This window comes from Spirochaetae bacterium HGW-Spirochaetae-1 (assembly GCA_002839375.1).
GTDB lineage: Bacteria > Spirochaetota > UBA4802 > UBA4802 > UBA5550 > PGXY01.
Map to the genome: position 1 here is coordinate 438,045 of PGXY01000002.1, position 15,097 is coordinate 453,141.

Sequence of the window (15,097 nt, forward strand, 5' to 3'; positions counted from 1 at the left end):
CAGGAGGAAGACATGAAACAGATTGTACGAAAAAGACCGTGGCGACTCGGTGAAGGTGATGAACTATTCGATCGCAAGACAGGACAGTGGTATCCAGTAAAAGGCTCGTCGATATCTTCGCGGCACACAGGAGCCACTCAATCAATTGACTGGATATATATTGATGGCGCGGCTTACGGGTATAAGGCGCTATGTATACGTTTTGACAGAGATCATCGGGGGCTCGTGGTGCGGGTAGATGCGAAAGAGTAAAAAAATTTAATTTTTTGAAAAAAAATGCTTGACATGTACGTACAAATGACGTACATTCATAATATAACAAATTAACAACCGGCGGGTTTAAAACGCAGGAGGCTTACATGAAACACCCTCAATACAAATCACCCAAAGGCCAAGTTTACACATGCGTAGCATGGGCCATCGACTTCGGTCGTACCAACTGGGAATGGTACGGATTCGAGAAAGAAGATGGAAACATCTATTTCGGGTTCGTCCATGGTTTTGAGGATGAGTTCGGTTACTTTTCAGCCGACGAGCTGAGAGAGAACGGGATCAAGTTAATCACTGATCCCAGGGAGCTGAATCAAATAGCTCCTCCGATCGGGTGGGACTTTGCCTGAGAAAAAGGGGGGCCGCAAGGCCCCCCACTCAGAAAAAATATAATAAGGGGGATCGGGTTATGAAAATGAAATATGATTACTACACGCAAACAGACGGTTTTCCGGAAGCAAAAATTACTCTTTCGCAAGCACTCAATATTGCAAAGCGTTTTGGGATGAAAAAAGAAGAAGCGAAAGAGCTTTTACAAGACCCCAGCGAGGGAGACATTGAATTTAAAACTATATGTAATGGTTTCGAGCGGTCAATTTCAATATGGGCCGAGGAAGCGATGAATTATTGATCACCATCAGCCGCCCGCCGGAATATCCGGCGGGCTTATCTCGGGAGAACATAATGGAACTTGTAAAACGACACACTGTAAGCGATATATTCCAAATCAAAGTCGAGCTGCTGCGACAGATCGGAGACCTGCAAAAACTCAATAACGCCATAGACGAGGGGTATAAAAAGCTGGATGGATATTCCCCGTTGAGGCTCGAAAATCGCTTCGACAACTATGATAAGAATCGAGAGGAAAAGCACGTTGACCGGACCTGCTGGCTGTATCTGATCAAACTTTTCGAGCTGCAAAAATACATGCTTTGTACGGACTACGAGAAAATGATGGAGGATATCGACCGGTTTAACTTCCCAGTGTTCACGGTTGAAAACGCCGAGGGATATCTGGGCAGCCTGAAAGACATCATTTACAATAATGTCCGCGAAATGATGCGGTCAGTATTCGAGCGGATCACCGACAGTCATTATTATACTGGCAACGGGTTCAGGGGCCGGGCTGAAAAGAAGCGGAATAATAACGGGATCGACAAGCATTTCATTATAACGACTTACGATTATTCCCGTGTATTTGAGTACTGGAGAAGGGGGCCGTCCATTACAGACGATCTTGAAAAACTATGTTACATTCTTAACGGGGAGACGCTGCCAAAAGAAACAATCATGCAGCAGTTTAACCGATTCGAGCCGGACACGACGGCCGAGAATAAGTATTTTAAAATTAAGATTTGCAAAAATGGAAACACTCACTACTGGATCAAAGAGTCAACCAGGAAAAAATTAAATCTTTATGGCGCGGACCCTTCCAGTATAGGCGAGGGGATGAAAATAAAAGTTTTCCAGAATTGATATTTTTTTAAATTTCAGAAAAAAAGTTGTTGACAAGTGCGCCATTTGTACGTACATTATAAACATAAGATAACGAACGGCGGTTCTAAAACGCAGGAGAAAAGCATGAAACAGTTCAAAATCATCCGCGAAGTTACTCTCAAATACAAGACAGGAGAAAGAGTCCGTGAATACAAAATGGGCTCTCCTGAAGCGGTCTTCAATTTTCTGAAAGATAAAATTGGCGACGAAGCTCAAGAAAACATGGTTGCCCTTTATATTAACAACAAAAATGAGCTTCAAAGCTGGGCGCTTGTATCTCGCGGAACGATATCTGAAACAATCGTTCATCCGAGAGAAGTCTTTAAATGTGCCCTTCTCTCTAATGCCAGCGCCGTGATCATGGTCCACAATCACCCATCAGGGCACCTGAAACCCAGCATGGAAGATATTAACGCTACAAAGAGGATCAACGAAGCCGGGATGCTTCTTGGAATTCCGCTTCTCGATCATATAATCATCAGCAGCGAGGGCTTTTACTCGATGAGACAAGAAGCCTTTCTGTAGAACACCGGCCCCCGCTCCGGCGGGGGCTTAAACCCAAAAAAGGAGGAGGCCATGAATAAAATACGAGATACCAAAGACAATGAGATAATCAACAGCATAAAACGCCTTGACCGGATCGGAGCAGAGGACAGCAAGGCGATACAGAAAATTAAAGACGCAGCTCTGAACGTTGCGCGGTACGTGGTGGCAAATAGGCTGCTGGATCGGTTGCCAGGCTTCACAATCTACGGGGACACGCTGATCGATCCCCACGGGAAACCGATCGGGCGCGATATGACCAGGGAGACGGCACTCGATTTTTCCAGGGTGATCCACCAGGTGAAACTATTACCAGGAGGAGACCATGGCGAAGACGAAGAATGAAACCAATAAAAGCGACAGCAGAAAAGAAGGCCGATTATATCTGCGGTGCTCCGAGGAGATGAAGGCCAGGCTCCAGGAGATCGCCGACAGCGAAAACCGGAGCCTGACGAACTATATCGAGACGGTGCTGAAAGACAAGATTGTCAGGTATGAGGCTGAGAAGAAAAAGAAATAATGATCTTGACATTTTAAAAGTGCATGCTCTTTATTTAATAAATAAATCAAGAGGAGAAAACTAAAATGCTCAATTTAATCAGATTTATAAAAGACAATAAAGAAGACTACGAAAAGCTCAAAAATATTGAAAGTGAAAAACGAGCCATTGCGAATAGATTTATTAACAAGGCCCTCGAATGGTTGAAACCATTAGAACAGCAAGGGCTTATAAGTATATCAGTCAAGAATGAAAAATGCAAACACGATCTCGATTTAATTGATTTTGGCGTTAAGGCATTGGGAAAAACTATCTGGATAAGACAGATTACATCTCCAGAAGTTTTCGAAATAAGAATCGGTCAAACATCAATTTTTTATAAAGATGGTATATGGATACACCCGGAAAGGGGGGCACATGAAGTCAACGAAGATGTTTTTGATGAAATTTTAGTAGATGAGCTAATGAATTAAATTTGTCAAATAATCAAGCCCTATTTCCTCCACCCTCTCAAAATCTCCATGACGCCCCGGCGGACCCCCTCCGGGGCCTTGCTATATAATCGCAGTAGCTCCTGTTCTTCCTGGGAGAGATGCGCCTGCCCGAACAGATCGGTGAGATCGAGACCGAGAGCATCAAGGTATTGAATTATCCCGTCAAAGGGCGGTTGAGGTGAGCTTTCCCATATCGACACTGTCGCCTGGGTGACGCCTGTTTTACCAGCGACATCTTTCTGGTTCAATCCGGCCTGTTTTCTCAACTCCTGGAGGGCCTTTCCGTAATGAACATCTTTCCCGTTCTTTCTCGCTCCCATGCAAAAACCAATTGCATATAACGTCGGACAGTCAACCATATAAAAATAAAAATATACCAATTAAATAAACATATTTAATAAACATGGGAAAATATAAAGAAAATTTATATGACAGCCCGATGGGGCTGCAAGAGAATGACGGCATGAGCACGGGCGGGAAAAATAAAGGGCGCAGACGGGGCGATGATGTATTCAATCTCACACAGGATCACCAGTTTTTTGAGATGGCGACAATTGTTATTCATCGAGATGGCGTTTTTCTGTGGGCGTCCAGGCAGGCAGAACTCATTCTCGGCGGGCCTGTAACTGGGCGGCACGTGCGGGATCATGTCGGAGAGGAATTTCACAGCCTCATGGACCTGGTCCTCGGGCGTATCCTGGCGACTGGACGATCCGGCCCAGAATCGACGATTCGCTATATATCATTATCCGGGGAATCGCTATACATCCACATGGCGTCGTACCCGGTAATCTGGCAAGGGGAGCCTGCAATACTATCAATCGGAACCGACAAATCGGACATTCAAGCGATGGCAGCATTTATCTTTGAGTTGCTGGCAGTGAAACTATCGCCGCGCGAGATGGAATTCATGATCCTGCGTGCGCGAAAATGGAGCTACGGGGATATCTCCCAGGAGTGGGGCGTCGACCGGTTGGCCGTGAAGAATTACAAGGGAATTATCAAGGGGAAATTAAAGACCGATGCCGAGGGATATGAGCAGACAATCGAGTTCGTCAGACTGCATCTATTCTATACGCGCGCGGAGATTCCGCCAGAACAACCATGCTAAACATTTGTGTGTTCACATGAATCCGTGTGACCTTTTTTTTCCGCCCGATCGGATTAATTTTTTGACAACGTAATACAATTATACAATATTGGTGCATGCGTTACAGTAGCGTGTAATGAGTCGGGAGGGCGATAAAATCCAATAAAGGGATAAAGGAGGATCATGTTGAGAGCAGAACAGAAAAAGAATTCAATCAGGCAGCGCCCAGGGAGGGGGGCAGCCAGTAGAACAGAGAAGGCGGCAAAGATCGTGAAGGCTGTTAAGGCCGTAAAAAAAGACGCCGAGAGAGAGAGGCGTCTTTCAAAAAAGAAACGGGGGCTAATGCTGCAACTGGCTCAATCATTAGAAAAATTAAATCATAACTGAATACCAAGAGTTCGATTCTTGTCGTAAAACGTCTCAATGGTCTGTATGAGCAATTCAAACAGGCCATTGTGTTTTTCGGGGAGTTTGTCAAATGCACGAGCCAGCCTTACAGCCTCTTCAGACATTTTCAAGTATTTTGCAATTTGTTCATCTGTAAATAAAAGACGGATCGGTTCTACGCCTAAAGCCTCCGCAGCCATTTCGATAGTTTCAGTATTTAAATGATGCCGTCCTGTTATTTGAGAAATATTACTCTCGGACCTCTTCATTCGTTTGGCCATTTCTCCACGAGATACCCCATATTCCGACATGACCTCTGCAATTCGATCTCCGTAGTTCATTATCACCCCTCAATAAAATATTCATTATGTAATATTTAAATACAAATAATATCAATATATCAATATTGTAATATATATCGGAAAGAAACAACTATATTTTTAACTTTTTTTAAAAATAATGTTGACAAAAGCAATAAAATAGCAACAATGTGACGTAATCAGTAACGAAATAAACACAATAAACCGGGAGGGGCCAAGGTGAGCAAGACACATTTGGGACTTTATGTGGAATCGGTCGACAAGGATGATTTTCAGCAAATCGTCCGCGAAGAAAAGGCCAAGGACAAAAATCAGGATCACGGGAGCATCTTTCGCAACATGCTGAAAATATTTAAAGAAACAAGGGAAAGTTAATATGTTCGGCGGCAAAATAAAAAACCTGCGCAAAGATGCAGGTTTGAGTCAGAAAGACTGTGCGAGAATTACCGGGGTAAGCCAGTCAACAATATCAACCACTGAAAAATCAACATGGCCCGATTCCGAGTATGTAGGTAAACTGTGTGCCCACTTGAACAAGCCGCTGGGAGAATTTTGGGACAACGAAAGTCGATCTGGCAAAGCGGAAATGTCCCCTGCATCCCTTACCCAAAAACTCGAATCTTTCCCCGAGGATAAGCAAAAAAAACTGATCCAGATATTCAACGACATTATGGATTCAATCAGAGGGTAAAGTAATGAACGCACTACAAATATTTAACTACGAGAATAAAGAAGTCCGTACGGTGATGGTCGACGACGAGTTGTTTTTTGTGGCGAAGGATGTATGCGACGTGCTGGGAATAGATGATGTGAGGCAGGCGGTTGAGCGTATTGATTGTGATGATAAGCTGACTGGTAAAATATACCACTCAGGTCAGAATCGTGAGATGTGGATCATCAATGAATCCGGGTTGTATTCTCTCATTCTGCGATCCAATAAGCCCGAAGCCCGCCGGTTCAAAAAATGGGTCACATCGGAGGTTCTCCCGTCCATCCGCAAAACCGGCTCCTATTCAATTACCGGTGACACTCGAAAACTCATGGCCCTGGCACTCATCGAGGCTGACAAAATCATCAAAGAGCAGGCTCCAAAGGTCGAGGCGTTCGACACATTTATGGATGCCGATAATGCCCTGGATATGGCTACCGTTGCCGGGTTGTTTGGTCTCGGTCGTAATAACTTCATGAAAATGCTGCGGGTCGCTCATATACTCAAAAAAGACAACACTCCATATGTTGATTATCTGCACCATTTCAAGCCAGTGTTAAAGTCTATCACCAAGGGCGACATTATCGAAAACGTGCCTGTGACTCTGTTCAGGCCGTCCGGCGTGGAGTATGTAATGAGGCGTTTCAACCTGCAATTAGTCAAACAGCCGCTTTTGTCCTTCGACAAGAAAGAAAAATCCAATCAACAGGAGGCCTGTCAATGATGTCCATGTTCTATCTCGGTCTTATTCTCGGCATTATTGCCGGTGTGCTTCTCGGACTCCTTCTTGCCGGACAGCGGAGAGTCAGGAAGGCGGCGAGTCATGATGTACGAAATGCAAGGTGGGGCGGGTGAGTAAGAAAATGTCAGCTAAAGAACAGGCGGCTCGACGCGCAGCAGAGAGGTCTAGATTTGGGATTTCCTTTGCGGAAAAACTTTACAACCAAATTATGCAAGAGACTACGGGAGGTAAATCAATGCACATACACGAAATCAAAATAAAAAAAGTTAACCGAGGTTTTATCGTTGAGGTCGGATGTCAGACATTCGTTTTTGAGAACGAAAAGAAAATGTTCGACGCCATGGTTGAATATTGGAAAGAGCCGGCGGCAGCAGAAGCGAAGTATTGCGATTTGCCATCAAGCGGGGTGTCATGGGCAGCGACTCCACCGTCTGAAATATAAATAATCATACAGGAGGGTGCCGGATGAATAGCGAAAACTTTATTCAGACGCTTTTAAAAATTGAATCCCTTTGTGACGACTTAACGACAGCAATGATAATTCTCGCTCTCTGTTATGTGATCCTGATTATCGCTCTGCTGTCCTGCTTTTCCAGAGGCGGCAGGGACTATGTGATAACGAGAGACCGGGAAGGAAGAATTTTAGTACTGAGGACTGAATCATGACACAGACAGCAACAACACAGACAGCGAAAAGACCGCAACGCACCACGACACAAGTATGTCCGAAATGCGGCGGAACAATGGAAGCAAAGGGCGAAGAGAAACGCTTTCTGGCAATGTTCGTCTGCCAGGCTTGCGGATTTAAAAGAGTATTGGAGGGCGATCGATGAACACGCTGAATATGCAGAGGATTAACTCACACACCGAACGCCAGGCGATCACGCCGACGATCACGCAGTATCGCACCGGGACGCGCCGGTATGTCTGCCGATCCTGCGGAACACTGGTCGAGCTGGTATATTTGCCAGGGATGCAGTCAGAGACGCGGCAATATTTCCGCAAACTGGCAGAGCACAAATTTTGTTCAAAATGCCATAAGGCATAAAATTAAATCAACTATTAAGGGAGGGGGCTATGAACGTATTATCATTTATTCTCGGGGGAATTTTAATTCCTTTGGTCGTAGCGATGGTGTTGTGCGCCATTGAGGGCGCAAAGTCGTACCTGGCGAAATATGCAAACTGGAAAGACTCAAGCGAGGAATGGGAACGTGACCAGGCGGTGCTGTCAGCAGCATACGAGTATCTGGAAAAGCACGACATGGTAGATGATTTTCATGAATATTTCGACGGGATTAACGGTGAGACCGAAGAAGAATATGAAGAAGAGGAAGAGACAGGGGAAGTTGAGACCGCCGGAACCGTAGCAGATTTGGACGAGAAAGAAATGGCTGAAACTGTTATCGACCTTGATGACGAAGGTGACTCAAGCGGGGCCGCTATAGCCGCACCGGTAGCGGCGAGAGGCAGCAGACGCAAGGCCGGATAATAGGGCGGCACAATGAGCGATACGGTCGTCATCAGTTTTGTGGAGAGGCAAGCATCCGGCCTGTGTCTCACTCCATGCCCGGCAGGGAAGGATTGCAAAGTGAATTCGAAGACATGCCAGGAATGCGGAGACTTCGCCGGGTATGTGTCAGAACGAGAAATAAGGTGCGGAGGGGTCGAATGAATTTTTTCAACGGATTAAAGAACTCGCTCATCGTATCGGCAGCATTATGGATTCTGATTTTTGCCGTCGTGTATATTATCGTAAGGTGATCAAATGAATTTGAAATACACCGACAACTCAAAGCAGTTAATCAAAGAGCTGCGCAAGGTGCACGGCGCACTCGCGGAGGCCGGAGCAGAGTCGCTCAACATGGGAGCCGTGAGGATGGAGCGGAACTACAAAGGGCGACTGCAACGGTTCATCCTGCGGAATAAATACACGATGGGCGCTACGAAGGTCTACAAGGCGAACGCACAGCGGTCCGGTGGTGATTTTCGATCAATAGATAATATCAATGCCTGCGTGGTGGTCCGCAAGCAGAAAGGTGGAAAGGACCACTATTTGAAGGCCCAGGAAGAGGGAAAAACAAAGATCGGCAACCCGAAAACGAAAGGTCGGGTGCCGGTCCCCCTGGACACTGCGAGGATGGGCGGCAGCAGTCGCAGGCCGGTAGCGAGGCCGTACAGGCTGAACGTTGCAGGAGCGCAGACATTGCAGATCGGCGGGCGGCCGTTCGGAACATCGGGCGACGGATTCAACGCACGAGGCGGGGCGCAACGGTGGGCGATACTGTACAAGTACACCGGGCGCAGCGGGAGCGGAAAAGGTAATCAGAAAAAAGGCCAGACTCACGCGGTAGGCCGGTACGGTTGGGACATGAAAAAGCCGTTCATTTTCCAGGGGATGAAAAAGGGACTCGGAATATTTGCGCTGAAGGGCGGCAGAATCAATATGATCCGCACGCTCGAAGCTAGAGCAGTTAAGGTAAAAGCGCGGCATTATTTTGAGGAGTCGCTCAGAGATGTGAAGCCGCAGCAGTTGGAAGCGTATTTTCAAGTCGCAGCGAGGAAGAGGATTAAGAAATAGAGAACATGGCCCCGTGGCGGAATTGGTAGACGTGCCCACAACGTGGGAGGCCCGAAATACAGCGCGCGGGAAATAGGGCTGAGAATGCATGGTTCGAATCCTGCCGGGGCCACAACGCAACGCCCGAGAAAGAGGCAAAAGCGATTAGCCGGGGAGTTGAGATAGTCCGGACGCTCCCCGGCACCATGGGAAGTTCGCATAATGGTAGTGCCCCCGGCTGTAACCCGGCAGGAACGTAAAGTTTGGAGGTTCGAGTCCTTCACTTCCCACATAAAATCCCACCGCAGCCGGATACGCGGAAAGGGTCGCGGAAAGCAGCGTAAGAGAGTCGCCACGGCTCGAATCCTCGGAGAGGGGTAACGCTGAGTGGACGCCGCTGTTTAAACCGGTAGTCCGGGGGAGGAGTCCAGGGGCTTAGATGACCCGACGAATCCCCCGGCAACATAAAACGGACACGATCACGCAGTACCAGATCAAAACGGGAGGGCTTACATGATAACCAAAAGGATGAAAATTTCTTTCGCCGTACCCATGGCCGGGGACAGCGAAAAAGTGGCGATATACTCCAAGGAGACCACGCATGAGGGAGAACTGAGCCACGATGATATTGCCGACCATATCCGGCAAGAACTCGCAGAGATCGGAAAGACGTTCGGAAAGGCGCGGGTGTTCAGTATCCTCTTTTTCGACGAACAAAGGCCGGTAATGATGCAATGAACATCGAGGAGCGAGAAAAGTCAATGTTCGAGCTGTTGAGGATGGCATCTTTACGGCTCGGCAGTGGACACCCCATTCTGGCGGGATCTCTGGCACACCGGGAGATCGACACGGTATTGGAGGCCGTGACGGCAGCGAGGAGAGAGGAGGCCGGGAGCGGCAACGCGGTGAGAGGTGCGAGCGGTGCGATTGTGAGGGTGTAGAGGAGAGAAAACAAGGCAGGCTGGGCGTGGCAAGGCCGGGCGAGGAACAAGGAGCGGAGCGCGGCGCTTAAAACGCGCAAATAAAAATAGGAGCAACCCACATGCCCACCATCACCCGACACCCTGAACTCGAAGCGGCCCCGGACCGGCTGTCACTCACACCGCCGGGGGACGGCTTCGAAGGGTTCGCGGCCTCATATCCTTGCGAGTGCGGCCGGGGAGTGGTGCTGATCCGGGAGGGCAAGCCCCGGAGGTTGCAAAAGTGTTTCGAGTGCAGCATGCGGATCATTGAAATATAGTGAATATAACAGGAGTGTAGAATGGCAAGAGACCTTAACAGAACAATTCTCATCGGCAATCTCGTGAAAGACCCGGAGGCCGGTTTCACGCCGAACGGCTCCCCGCTGACCAATTTCACGATTGCCAGCAATGACGAGTGGGGGACCGGCGATCAAAAACAGGAGCACGTTTCATATTTTGATATCGTTGCATGGGGCAAGGTCGGTGAGGTAGTGGCGAAATACTGCAAAAAGGGCTCAAAGGTCAGCATCGAGGCGAAGCTCAAACAGGAACGCTGGCAGAATAGTGACGGAAAAACCTGGTCGAGGATTGTGATCACGGCCGAAACGGTGCAATTTTTAACACCAAAAAAAGACGACTTCGAAAACAATATTCCGGTTTAAGGAGAGGAGGCAACCCGATGAACACGAAACTCGATAAAGACATGTGCAATGTAGACGATTCTATCGTCTGCAAGATGTGCGGGAATTACCCTGCTACAACGCCGACTGGACTGTATTGTGTCCGGTGCAATTTAACACTGCCGAAAGGATTTACCAGGCCGGTAGGGAAGTCATGAAAACCGAGGCGCTTATCCAGATCGAACTTGTCAATTGGCTGTCCGCCAATGCCCGACGGTATGGATTCTTTTTCTTTTCAATACCGAATGAGGGGTTTATGAAGTCCCGTACCGTGGGGAGGTTTGACGTACATCGAAAATTTGTCTACGCGCTTCTCGCAGTACTGAAAAAAATGGGACTGACTCCTGGAGTGCCGGACCTGTGTATCGTGTACCAGGGAGAGGCGTATTTTCTGGAGGTAAAAAACGAGGATGGACGCCTCACGGGATCGCAGCCGGTTGTCCATGAGCGTTTACGGGAGGTCGGTTGCCCTGTGTGTGTGGTCCGAACGTTAGACGACATGGAAATGCAGCTCAGAGAGTGGGGGATTGTAGGATGAAGCGCGACGACCGAGTAGTCACGCCTGCCGGACCGGGGACGATCATCGGAATTGATCTACCGGATAGCAGGAGGGCACGGCGGTATGTGGTAAGACTGGACGGTGCCGAGGACTGGGAGGAAGGATTCAATTTCGACCCGTGTTATTTTGAGAGTGAATTGAGGAGCGAGTGAACGTGAGCAAATTAAAACATACGCCGGGGCCGTGGGAAATTGCTGGAGCATATAATCAATTTATTTCCGGTTCTTATAGCGATGAATCGGATTCACTTATCGGAGAGGTATTTGGAAGAATTGGCAATGTTCCGTCTATGGGAGATTGGCAAGCTAATATTCGCCTGATTCTTGCCGCGCCGGATATGCTGGAAGCACTAATCGAAACAAGACGAATATTACTGTCAGAAAATAATGCCATTATTGACACAATATGGAGAACAGACACCGAAACTCTCGTTGATTATATTGACGATGTCATCGAATGCGCCACTGGCCTCTCCATCGAGGAGGTGCTCTCTTGATCACCCTCCGCCCATATCAGACCGAGGCCCGGTACCAGATCAACACCCTGGCGAACGCCGGACGGAATCCGCTGTTCGTATCCGGGACCGGTACCGGGAAGACGAAGACCTCCACGGTCACTATCGCCGACCGCATCAAGCTCGGCGGGCGGGTATTTGTACTCGCTCCTCAGATTGAGATTTTCAGCCAGTGGGTCGTCGAACTCTCACGCGCTGGCCTAAACCCCGGCTATATAAACGACAAGGGAATCAGAGGCAGGAACCGCGATGTGTATGTGTGCATGCCGCTGTCCCTGGCGAACCTGCTGCCATACACCCCGGAGAAAACCGGACCGACGGAGATATGGACAGATGAGGCACATCACTCGCTGGCATCCTCCTGGGAGTCGATATACACCCACTTCGACCGAGCGCAGCGCGTAGGCCTCACCGCGACGCCGTACCGGATGGACAACCGTCCTCTTGGCGACTGGTACACAGATATTGTGCAGACGATCACGCCACGGCAGGCAATCGACGCAGGGTATCTCGCAGAGCCTCTCGTGATCGTGCCGGAGGAGTACCGTCTTACCGTGCCGATCAATCGCGGGGATATTCCGCCAGAGGTGCAGGCCGACGCCCTGGGGGAACCGCGTGTAATCGGCGATATGATAGGCCGATATGGTGATATTTTCGGAGGACTACCGGTCCTTGTGGCGTGCGCGACACATGAGCACGCGAAACAGATCACGGCGGCATTCAACGCAGCGGGCTGGAAATTCGAGCACATTCACAGCGGACTCTCAGAGGTTGATCGCGCCCGGATGCTCTCGGCGATCCGCACGGGGAAATTAAACGGCCTATGCACTGTGGGGATCGGCATCGAGGGCATGGATATACCCGGCCTGTACGGGCTGATCTGGATGCGGCGGACCATGAGTCTGACGATATATCTGCAATTTATCGGTCGTATTCTTCGCCCCTTACCGGGTAAAAAATACGGCATTATTCTCGACGGCGTAGGGAATACCTTTATCCACGGACGGCCTGATATGGATCGGAAGTGGTCCCTCTCCACTGGTTACGAGCCACAGGATGAGAGCGAGACGGCACCGACAATGCGTCTGTGTCCTGCCTGCGGGGTGATGAATAGTGTGGGAAATATAATATGCCATCTGTGCGGGATCGAACTTGACGGGGATGCTGCCGACGCTATACGGGCGAAAAAGAAACGGGGCTTTCCGGCGATGGTAGACGGCCGACTTGTAGTACTGAACGAGGAAGCACAGGAGCGACGGGCCGAGGACATCCGAGAGAAACTGGCAGCACAACGGGCGGCAAGTGGAGAAGCGCAGGGAACGGTCGCGGGGACCGGTGGAGCGGAGCCGGTGGAGTTGTCCAAGGCCGAGAAAGTGAACATTCTCAGCAAGGGATTGACCGGGCGGGACACAAAGAGCCTGTTCCGGGAGACGTTAAAAGAATTCGTATAACGGAGGGAAAAAGTGAGTATTGAATATTATCATGGGACAGAAGGTCCGACAATCAACATCGAATCGCATCAGGACTTAATTAACGCGCTCGATATCCTGCATACTCAGTGCATGGATAATTTACCGGAAGATTCTATTGCAACGACAGTACTTGTAAACGCCATGGAAGCATTGTCGATGGAACATGATATCTATCCGGAATAACTATCAACAGGAGGGTTCTATGGCAACAAAAGCAGTAAAGGCAGCAAACACGAAGGGCATCAAGAAGGGATCGGCGGTATGGTTTCGCACCAGGAACGGCGGGCCATTTATGGGTGAAGTGGTCGGGATAGTACAGCCTTACGATTTGCCCGATCTTCGTGCGAAAGGCGTGCGTGATCTGAAAATGCTCGGTTTCAACAAAATGATGCAGACGGGCGGACGGGATCACAAATCTTTTCTCGTGTCCTGCGGTGGATTTCTGTACTGGCCGAAGGTCAGCACGATTCAGGTGGTGTAGTCAGTAGCTATTTACAGCCCCCACGAGGGGGCAACGGCGCGGTGGCGGAATTGGTAGACGCACGAAAGACAGTTCACTCCGGTTTGACGGTCAAATGGATTTCGTTCCGATATGCAGTGCACGGTTTATCGGATGCAGGTCCGAATCCTGCCCGCGCCACATCAATATTTAGAGGAGGGAAAATCGGTGATTAACGAAATACAAGGACATGCAAAAGAACTCGGCATCGACCTATCTGCGTGGACTGAGCCGAAAAAACGTGTCAAAGACAGAACTCTCGGAGCGACATCACGCAGAAAGAAAACGAAGGCACAGCGTCAAGCAAGGAAAATTCAGAGGAGGAAATCATGATAACCGAACTCGAATTAACCGAACTACTTCAAAAGGTATGGCGGACCGAGCCTTTCTCACTTACCTATACGGGCAAGAAGCACAAAAAGATCGATGGCCTGTACCGCCCAGAGTTGCGGGAAATAGTGATCAATAACCGGAATTTCAGCAACGACACGGAATTGATCTACACCGCCCTTCATGAGTACGCCCACCATGTTCAAAACACGGTGTACTTCATGAAAAGCAATCCCCACGACACGGAATTCTGGCGGATATTTCACGAGCTGCTCTTCGAGGCGGAAAAGATCGGCGTCTATAAAAACGCTGTGCGCGGTGAGTTTAAAAACACATTCGATCTGCTGCTCGAAGTGAATGAGAAATTCAATGCCGCTATGATGGAATTTTTTCTGTCAATGGAAAATCTCAAGGAAGTCATGGGGCCGGAGAATATCAATCAATTCACCGATGCATGTGAACGTTGCTTAAAGCTCCCCAGGGGCGAGGCGAAAAAGATATCCGCACTGGCACGACTCGGAGAGACGGGATTTCAATACAATGTAATGATGAAGCTCGCCGGGATGAAGGACATCAGCGGCCCAGCCCTCGACAAGCTCAGATTTGAGAAGCCCGGACAACCCGCTGATCCCGCAGAGTCTATATCATATGAGATATTCAAGCACATGCACGCAGGGCAGAAATATGAGACCGAACTCGAATATCTCAAAGACCTGAAAGAAAAGGTCGGCAATGCAGTCGAGCGCGGCAAAGAGAAGGTGCTCCGTTTGGCGGCAAAGATCGGCAGGCTTATGCGGGGCAGGAATATTGAGGAGGTGGGAGCATGAGCAAACTACTGACACGACAGGACGTCATTGATACTGGTTAAAGCAACCGAAGGAAATTTTAAATAGTTACGTTTGTTCAAACTGCAGGGACATCTTAATGACCGAAGATCATAAAATCTATAAATGTAAAAATCCTGAATGTGC

The 15,097-nt window shown here is 48.8% G+C and carries 29 protein-coding genes and 1 tRNA gene; 28 read left to right on the top strand and 2 right to left on the bottom strand.

Annotated elements, in window-relative coordinates:
* Positions 1-12 precede the first annotated feature (12 nt).
* The 8 genes from CVV44_03990 (at position 13) to CVV44_04025 (ending at position 3,282) form a co-directional block, all read left to right on the top strand.
* Positions 13-252, top strand: coding sequence for a hypothetical protein (locus tag CVV44_03990; GenBank protein ID PKL40778.1), 240 nt, complete (start codon positions 13-15; stop codon positions 250-252).
* Between the two features lie 107 nt (positions 253-359).
* Positions 360-620, top strand: a complete 261-nt coding sequence (locus CVV44_03995; protein ID PKL40779.1) for a hypothetical protein — start codon at positions 360-362, stop codon at positions 618-620.
* Between the two features lie 59 nt (positions 621-679).
* Entirely contained in the window at positions 680-901 is a 222-nt protein-coding gene (locus CVV44_04000; GenBank protein ID PKL40780.1) for a hypothetical protein, read from the top strand.
* Entirely contained in the window at positions 874-1,746 is an 873-nt protein-coding gene (locus CVV44_04005) for a hypothetical protein (GenBank protein ID PKL40781.1), read from the top strand. Before CVV44_04000 ends, CVV44_04005 begins: the two co-directional genes overlap by 28 nt.
* 105 nt (positions 1,747-1,851) lie before the next feature.
* Positions 1,852-2,292: a DNA repair protein RadC gene (locus tag CVV44_04010; protein ID PKL40782.1), complete on the top strand. Its 441-nt coding sequence runs from the start codon at positions 1,852-1,854 to the stop codon at positions 2,290-2,292.
* A 51-nt stretch (positions 2,293-2,343) separates the two neighbouring features.
* Positions 2,344-2,655, top strand: coding sequence for a hypothetical protein (locus tag CVV44_04015; protein ID PKL40783.1), 312 nt, complete (start codon positions 2,344-2,346; stop codon positions 2,653-2,655).
* A gap of 58 nt (positions 2,656-2,713) precedes the next feature.
* On the top strand, positions 2,714-2,830 hold the full coding sequence (locus tag CVV44_04020) for a CopG family transcriptional regulator (GenBank protein ID PKL40914.1): 117 nt from the start codon (positions 2,714-2,716) through the stop codon (positions 2,828-2,830).
* A 65-nt stretch (positions 2,831-2,895) separates the two neighbouring features.
* Positions 2,896-3,282, top strand: coding sequence for a hypothetical protein (locus CVV44_04025; GenBank protein PKL40784.1), 387 nt, complete (start codon positions 2,896-2,898; stop codon positions 3,280-3,282).
* 20 nt (positions 3,283-3,302) lie between these two features.
* Here the strand turns inward: CVV44_04025 and CVV44_04030 are convergent, their stop codons facing one another.
* Complete coding sequence (locus CVV44_04030) at positions 3,303-3,662, bottom strand: hypothetical protein (GenBank protein ID PKL40785.1); 360 nt, start codon at positions 3,660-3,662, stop codon at positions 3,303-3,305.
* Positions 3,663-3,742: 80 nt separating this feature from the next.
* Here CVV44_04030 and CVV44_04035 point away from each other — a divergent pair, with 80 nt between their 5' ends.
* Together CVV44_04035 and CVV44_04040 are read left to right on the top strand one after the other, a co-directional pair.
* Positions 3,743-4,414 (top strand): hypothetical protein, encoded by a 672-nt coding sequence (locus CVV44_04035; protein PKL40786.1) that lies wholly within the window; start codon positions 3,743-3,745, stop codon positions 4,412-4,414.
* Between the two features lie 162 nt (positions 4,415-4,576).
* Complete coding sequence (locus tag CVV44_04040) at positions 4,577-4,780, top strand: hypothetical protein (protein PKL40787.1); 204 nt, start codon at positions 4,577-4,579, stop codon at positions 4,778-4,780.
* Here CVV44_04040 and CVV44_04045 read toward each other — a convergent pair.
* Entirely contained in the window at positions 4,771-5,121 is a 351-nt protein-coding gene (locus tag CVV44_04045) for a hypothetical protein (protein PKL40788.1), read from the bottom strand. The two genes, CVV44_04040 and CVV44_04045, sit on opposite strands and share 10 nt — an antisense overlap.
* A 355-nt stretch (positions 5,122-5,476) precedes the next feature.
* On the opposite strand from CVV44_04045, the gene CVV44_04050 reads away from it, so the two are divergent.
* The 18 genes from CVV44_04050 (at position 5,477) to CVV44_04135 (ending at position 14,953) form a co-directional block, all read left to right on the top strand.
* A complete protein-coding gene (locus CVV44_04050; protein ID PKL40789.1) occupies positions 5,477-5,791 on the top strand; it encodes a hypothetical protein in 315 nt (104 codons plus the stop codon).
* A gap of 4 nt (positions 5,792-5,795) precedes the next feature.
* Complete coding sequence (locus CVV44_04055) at positions 5,796-6,533, top strand: toxin-antitoxin system, toxin component, Bro family protein (GenBank protein ID PKL40790.1); 738 nt, start codon at positions 5,796-5,798, stop codon at positions 6,531-6,533.
* A 127-nt stretch (positions 6,534-6,660) separates the two neighbouring features.
* Complete coding sequence (locus CVV44_04060) at positions 6,661-6,993, top strand: hypothetical protein (protein ID PKL40791.1); 333 nt, start codon at positions 6,661-6,663, stop codon at positions 6,991-6,993.
* 23 nt (positions 6,994-7,016) lie between these two features.
* Positions 7,017-7,217: a hypothetical protein gene (locus CVV44_04065; protein ID PKL40792.1), complete on the top strand. Its 201-nt coding sequence runs from the start codon at positions 7,017-7,019 to the stop codon at positions 7,215-7,217.
* A 411-nt stretch (positions 7,218-7,628) separates the two neighbouring features.
* A complete protein-coding gene (locus tag CVV44_04070) occupies positions 7,629-8,042 on the top strand; it encodes a hypothetical protein (protein PKL40793.1) in 414 nt (137 codons plus the stop codon).
* Between the two features lie 276 nt (positions 8,043-8,318).
* Positions 8,319-9,131 carry a hypothetical protein gene (locus tag CVV44_04075; GenBank protein ID PKL40794.1) on the top strand — a complete coding sequence of 271 codons (813 nt, stop codon included), beginning with the start codon at positions 8,319-8,321 and terminating at the stop codon, positions 9,129-9,131.
* A gap of 187 nt (positions 9,132-9,318) precedes the next feature.
* Positions 9,319-9,400, top strand: a tRNA-Tyr gene (locus tag CVV44_04080).
* Positions 9,401-9,623: 223 nt separating this feature from the next.
* Positions 9,624-9,848, top strand: a complete 225-nt coding sequence (locus tag CVV44_04085) for a hypothetical protein (protein PKL40795.1) — start codon at positions 9,624-9,626, stop codon at positions 9,846-9,848.
* Entirely contained in the window at positions 9,845-10,051 is a 207-nt protein-coding gene (locus tag CVV44_04090) for a hypothetical protein (GenBank protein PKL40796.1), read from the top strand. Before CVV44_04085 ends, CVV44_04090 begins: the two co-directional genes overlap by 4 nt.
* A gap of 101 nt (positions 10,052-10,152) precedes the next feature.
* On the top strand, positions 10,153-10,350 hold the full coding sequence (locus CVV44_04095; GenBank protein PKL40797.1) for a hypothetical protein: 198 nt from the start codon (positions 10,153-10,155) through the stop codon (positions 10,348-10,350).
* A gap of 21 nt (positions 10,351-10,371) precedes the next feature.
* Complete coding sequence (locus CVV44_04100) at positions 10,372-10,734, top strand: single-stranded DNA-binding protein (protein ID PKL40798.1); 363 nt, start codon at positions 10,372-10,374, stop codon at positions 10,732-10,734.
* A 172-nt stretch (positions 10,735-10,906) separates the two neighbouring features.
* Positions 10,907-11,290 carry a hypothetical protein gene (locus CVV44_04105; protein PKL40799.1) on the top strand — a complete coding sequence of 128 codons (384 nt, stop codon included), beginning with the start codon at positions 10,907-10,909 and terminating at the stop codon, positions 11,288-11,290.
* 175 nt (positions 11,291-11,465) lie between these two features.
* Positions 11,466-11,807, top strand: coding sequence for a hypothetical protein (locus CVV44_04110; GenBank protein ID PKL40800.1), 342 nt, complete (start codon positions 11,466-11,468; stop codon positions 11,805-11,807).
* On the top strand, positions 11,768-13,276 hold the full coding sequence (locus tag CVV44_04115; protein ID PKL40801.1) for a hypothetical protein: 1,509 nt from the start codon (positions 11,768-11,770) through the stop codon (positions 13,274-13,276). Before CVV44_04110 ends, CVV44_04115 begins: the two co-directional genes overlap by 40 nt.
* A gap of 12 nt (positions 13,277-13,288) precedes the next feature.
* Positions 13,289-13,480 carry a hypothetical protein gene (locus tag CVV44_04120; protein PKL40802.1) on the top strand — a complete coding sequence of 64 codons (192 nt, stop codon included), beginning with the start codon at positions 13,289-13,291 and terminating at the stop codon, positions 13,478-13,480.
* A 19-nt stretch (positions 13,481-13,499) separates the two neighbouring features.
* Positions 13,500-13,778, top strand: coding sequence for a hypothetical protein (locus tag CVV44_04125; protein PKL40803.1), 279 nt, complete (start codon positions 13,500-13,502; stop codon positions 13,776-13,778).
* A gap of 132 nt (positions 13,779-13,910) precedes the next feature.
* On the top strand, positions 13,911-14,129 hold the full coding sequence (locus CVV44_04130) for a hypothetical protein (GenBank protein PKL40804.1): 219 nt from the start codon (positions 13,911-13,913) through the stop codon (positions 14,127-14,129).
* Positions 14,126-14,953: a hypothetical protein gene (locus tag CVV44_04135; GenBank protein PKL40805.1), complete on the top strand. Its 828-nt coding sequence runs from the start codon at positions 14,126-14,128 to the stop codon at positions 14,951-14,953. The genes CVV44_04130 and CVV44_04135 overlap by 4 nt, the downstream gene beginning before the upstream one ends.
* The last annotated feature ends 144 nt before the right edge of the window (positions 14,954-15,097 follow it).

Bases quoted from the DNA above. Each gene is read 5' to 3' on its own strand.
- CVV44_04075 (PKL40794.1), top strand. From the start codon at position 8,319: ATGAATTTGAAATACACCGACAACTCAAAGCAGTTAATCAAAGAGCTG.
- CVV44_04070 (PKL40793.1), top strand. From the start codon at position 7,629: ATGAACGTATTATCATTTATTCTCGGGGGAATTTTAATTCCTTTGGTC.
- CVV44_04085 (PKL40795.1), top strand. From the start codon at position 9,624: ATGATAACCAAAAGGATGAAAATTTCTTTCGCCGTACCCATGGCCGGG.
- CVV44_04125 (PKL40803.1), top strand. From the start codon at position 13,500: ATGGCAACAAAAGCAGTAAAGGCAGCAAACACGAAGGGCATCAAGAAG.
- CVV44_04065 (PKL40792.1), top strand. From the start codon at position 7,017: ATGAATAGCGAAAACTTTATTCAGACGCTTTTAAAAATTGAATCCCTT.
- CVV44_03990 (PKL40778.1), top strand. From the start codon at position 13: ATGAAACAGATTGTACGAAAAAGACCGTGGCGACTCGGTGAAGGTGAT.
- CVV44_03995 (PKL40779.1), top strand. From the start codon at position 360: ATGAAACACCCTCAATACAAATCACCCAAAGGCCAAGTTTACACATGC.
- CVV44_04090 (PKL40796.1), top strand. From the start codon at position 9,845: ATGAACATCGAGGAGCGAGAAAAGTCAATGTTCGAGCTGTTGAGGATG.
- CVV44_04025 (PKL40784.1), top strand. From the start codon at position 2,896: ATGCTCAATTTAATCAGATTTATAAAAGACAATAAAGAAGACTACGAA.
- CVV44_04030 (PKL40785.1), bottom strand. From the start codon at position 3,662: ATGGTTGACTGTCCGACGTTATATGCAATTGGTTTTTGCATGGGAGCG.
- CVV44_04100 (PKL40798.1), top strand. From the start codon at position 10,372: ATGGCAAGAGACCTTAACAGAACAATTCTCATCGGCAATCTCGTGAAA.
- CVV44_04020 (PKL40914.1), top strand. From the start codon at position 2,714: ATGAAGGCCAGGCTCCAGGAGATCGCCGACAGCGAAAACCGGAGCCTG.
- CVV44_04105 (PKL40799.1), top strand. From the start codon at position 10,907: ATGAAAACCGAGGCGCTTATCCAGATCGAACTTGTCAATTGGCTGTCC.
- CVV44_04035 (PKL40786.1), top strand. From the start codon at position 3,743: ATGGGGCTGCAAGAGAATGACGGCATGAGCACGGGCGGGAAAAATAAA.
- CVV44_04115 (PKL40801.1), top strand. From the start codon at position 11,768: ATGCGCCACTGGCCTCTCCATCGAGGAGGTGCTCTCTTGATCACCCTC.
- CVV44_04045 (PKL40788.1), bottom strand. From the start codon at position 5,121: ATGAACTACGGAGATCGAATTGCAGAGGTCATGTCGGAATATGGGGTA.
- CVV44_04010 (PKL40782.1), top strand. From the start codon at position 1,852: ATGAAACAGTTCAAAATCATCCGCGAAGTTACTCTCAAATACAAGACA.
- CVV44_04015 (PKL40783.1), top strand. From the start codon at position 2,344: ATGAATAAAATACGAGATACCAAAGACAATGAGATAATCAACAGCATA.
- CVV44_04005 (PKL40781.1), top strand. From the start codon at position 874: ATGGGCCGAGGAAGCGATGAATTATTGATCACCATCAGCCGCCCGCCG.
- CVV44_04055 (PKL40790.1), top strand. From the start codon at position 5,796: ATGAACGCACTACAAATATTTAACTACGAGAATAAAGAAGTCCGTACG.
- CVV44_04095 (PKL40797.1), top strand. From the start codon at position 10,153: ATGCCCACCATCACCCGACACCCTGAACTCGAAGCGGCCCCGGACCGG.
- CVV44_04040 (PKL40787.1), top strand. From the start codon at position 4,577: ATGTTGAGAGCAGAACAGAAAAAGAATTCAATCAGGCAGCGCCCAGGG.
- CVV44_04130 (PKL40804.1), top strand. From the start codon at position 13,911: ATGCAGGTCCGAATCCTGCCCGCGCCACATCAATATTTAGAGGAGGGA.
- CVV44_04000 (PKL40780.1), top strand. From the start codon at position 680: ATGAAAATGAAATATGATTACTACACGCAAACAGACGGTTTTCCGGAA.
- CVV44_04050 (PKL40789.1), top strand. From the start codon at position 5,477: ATGTTCGGCGGCAAAATAAAAAACCTGCGCAAAGATGCAGGTTTGAGT.
- CVV44_04135 (PKL40805.1), top strand. From the start codon at position 14,126: ATGATAACCGAACTCGAATTAACCGAACTACTTCAAAAGGTATGGCGG.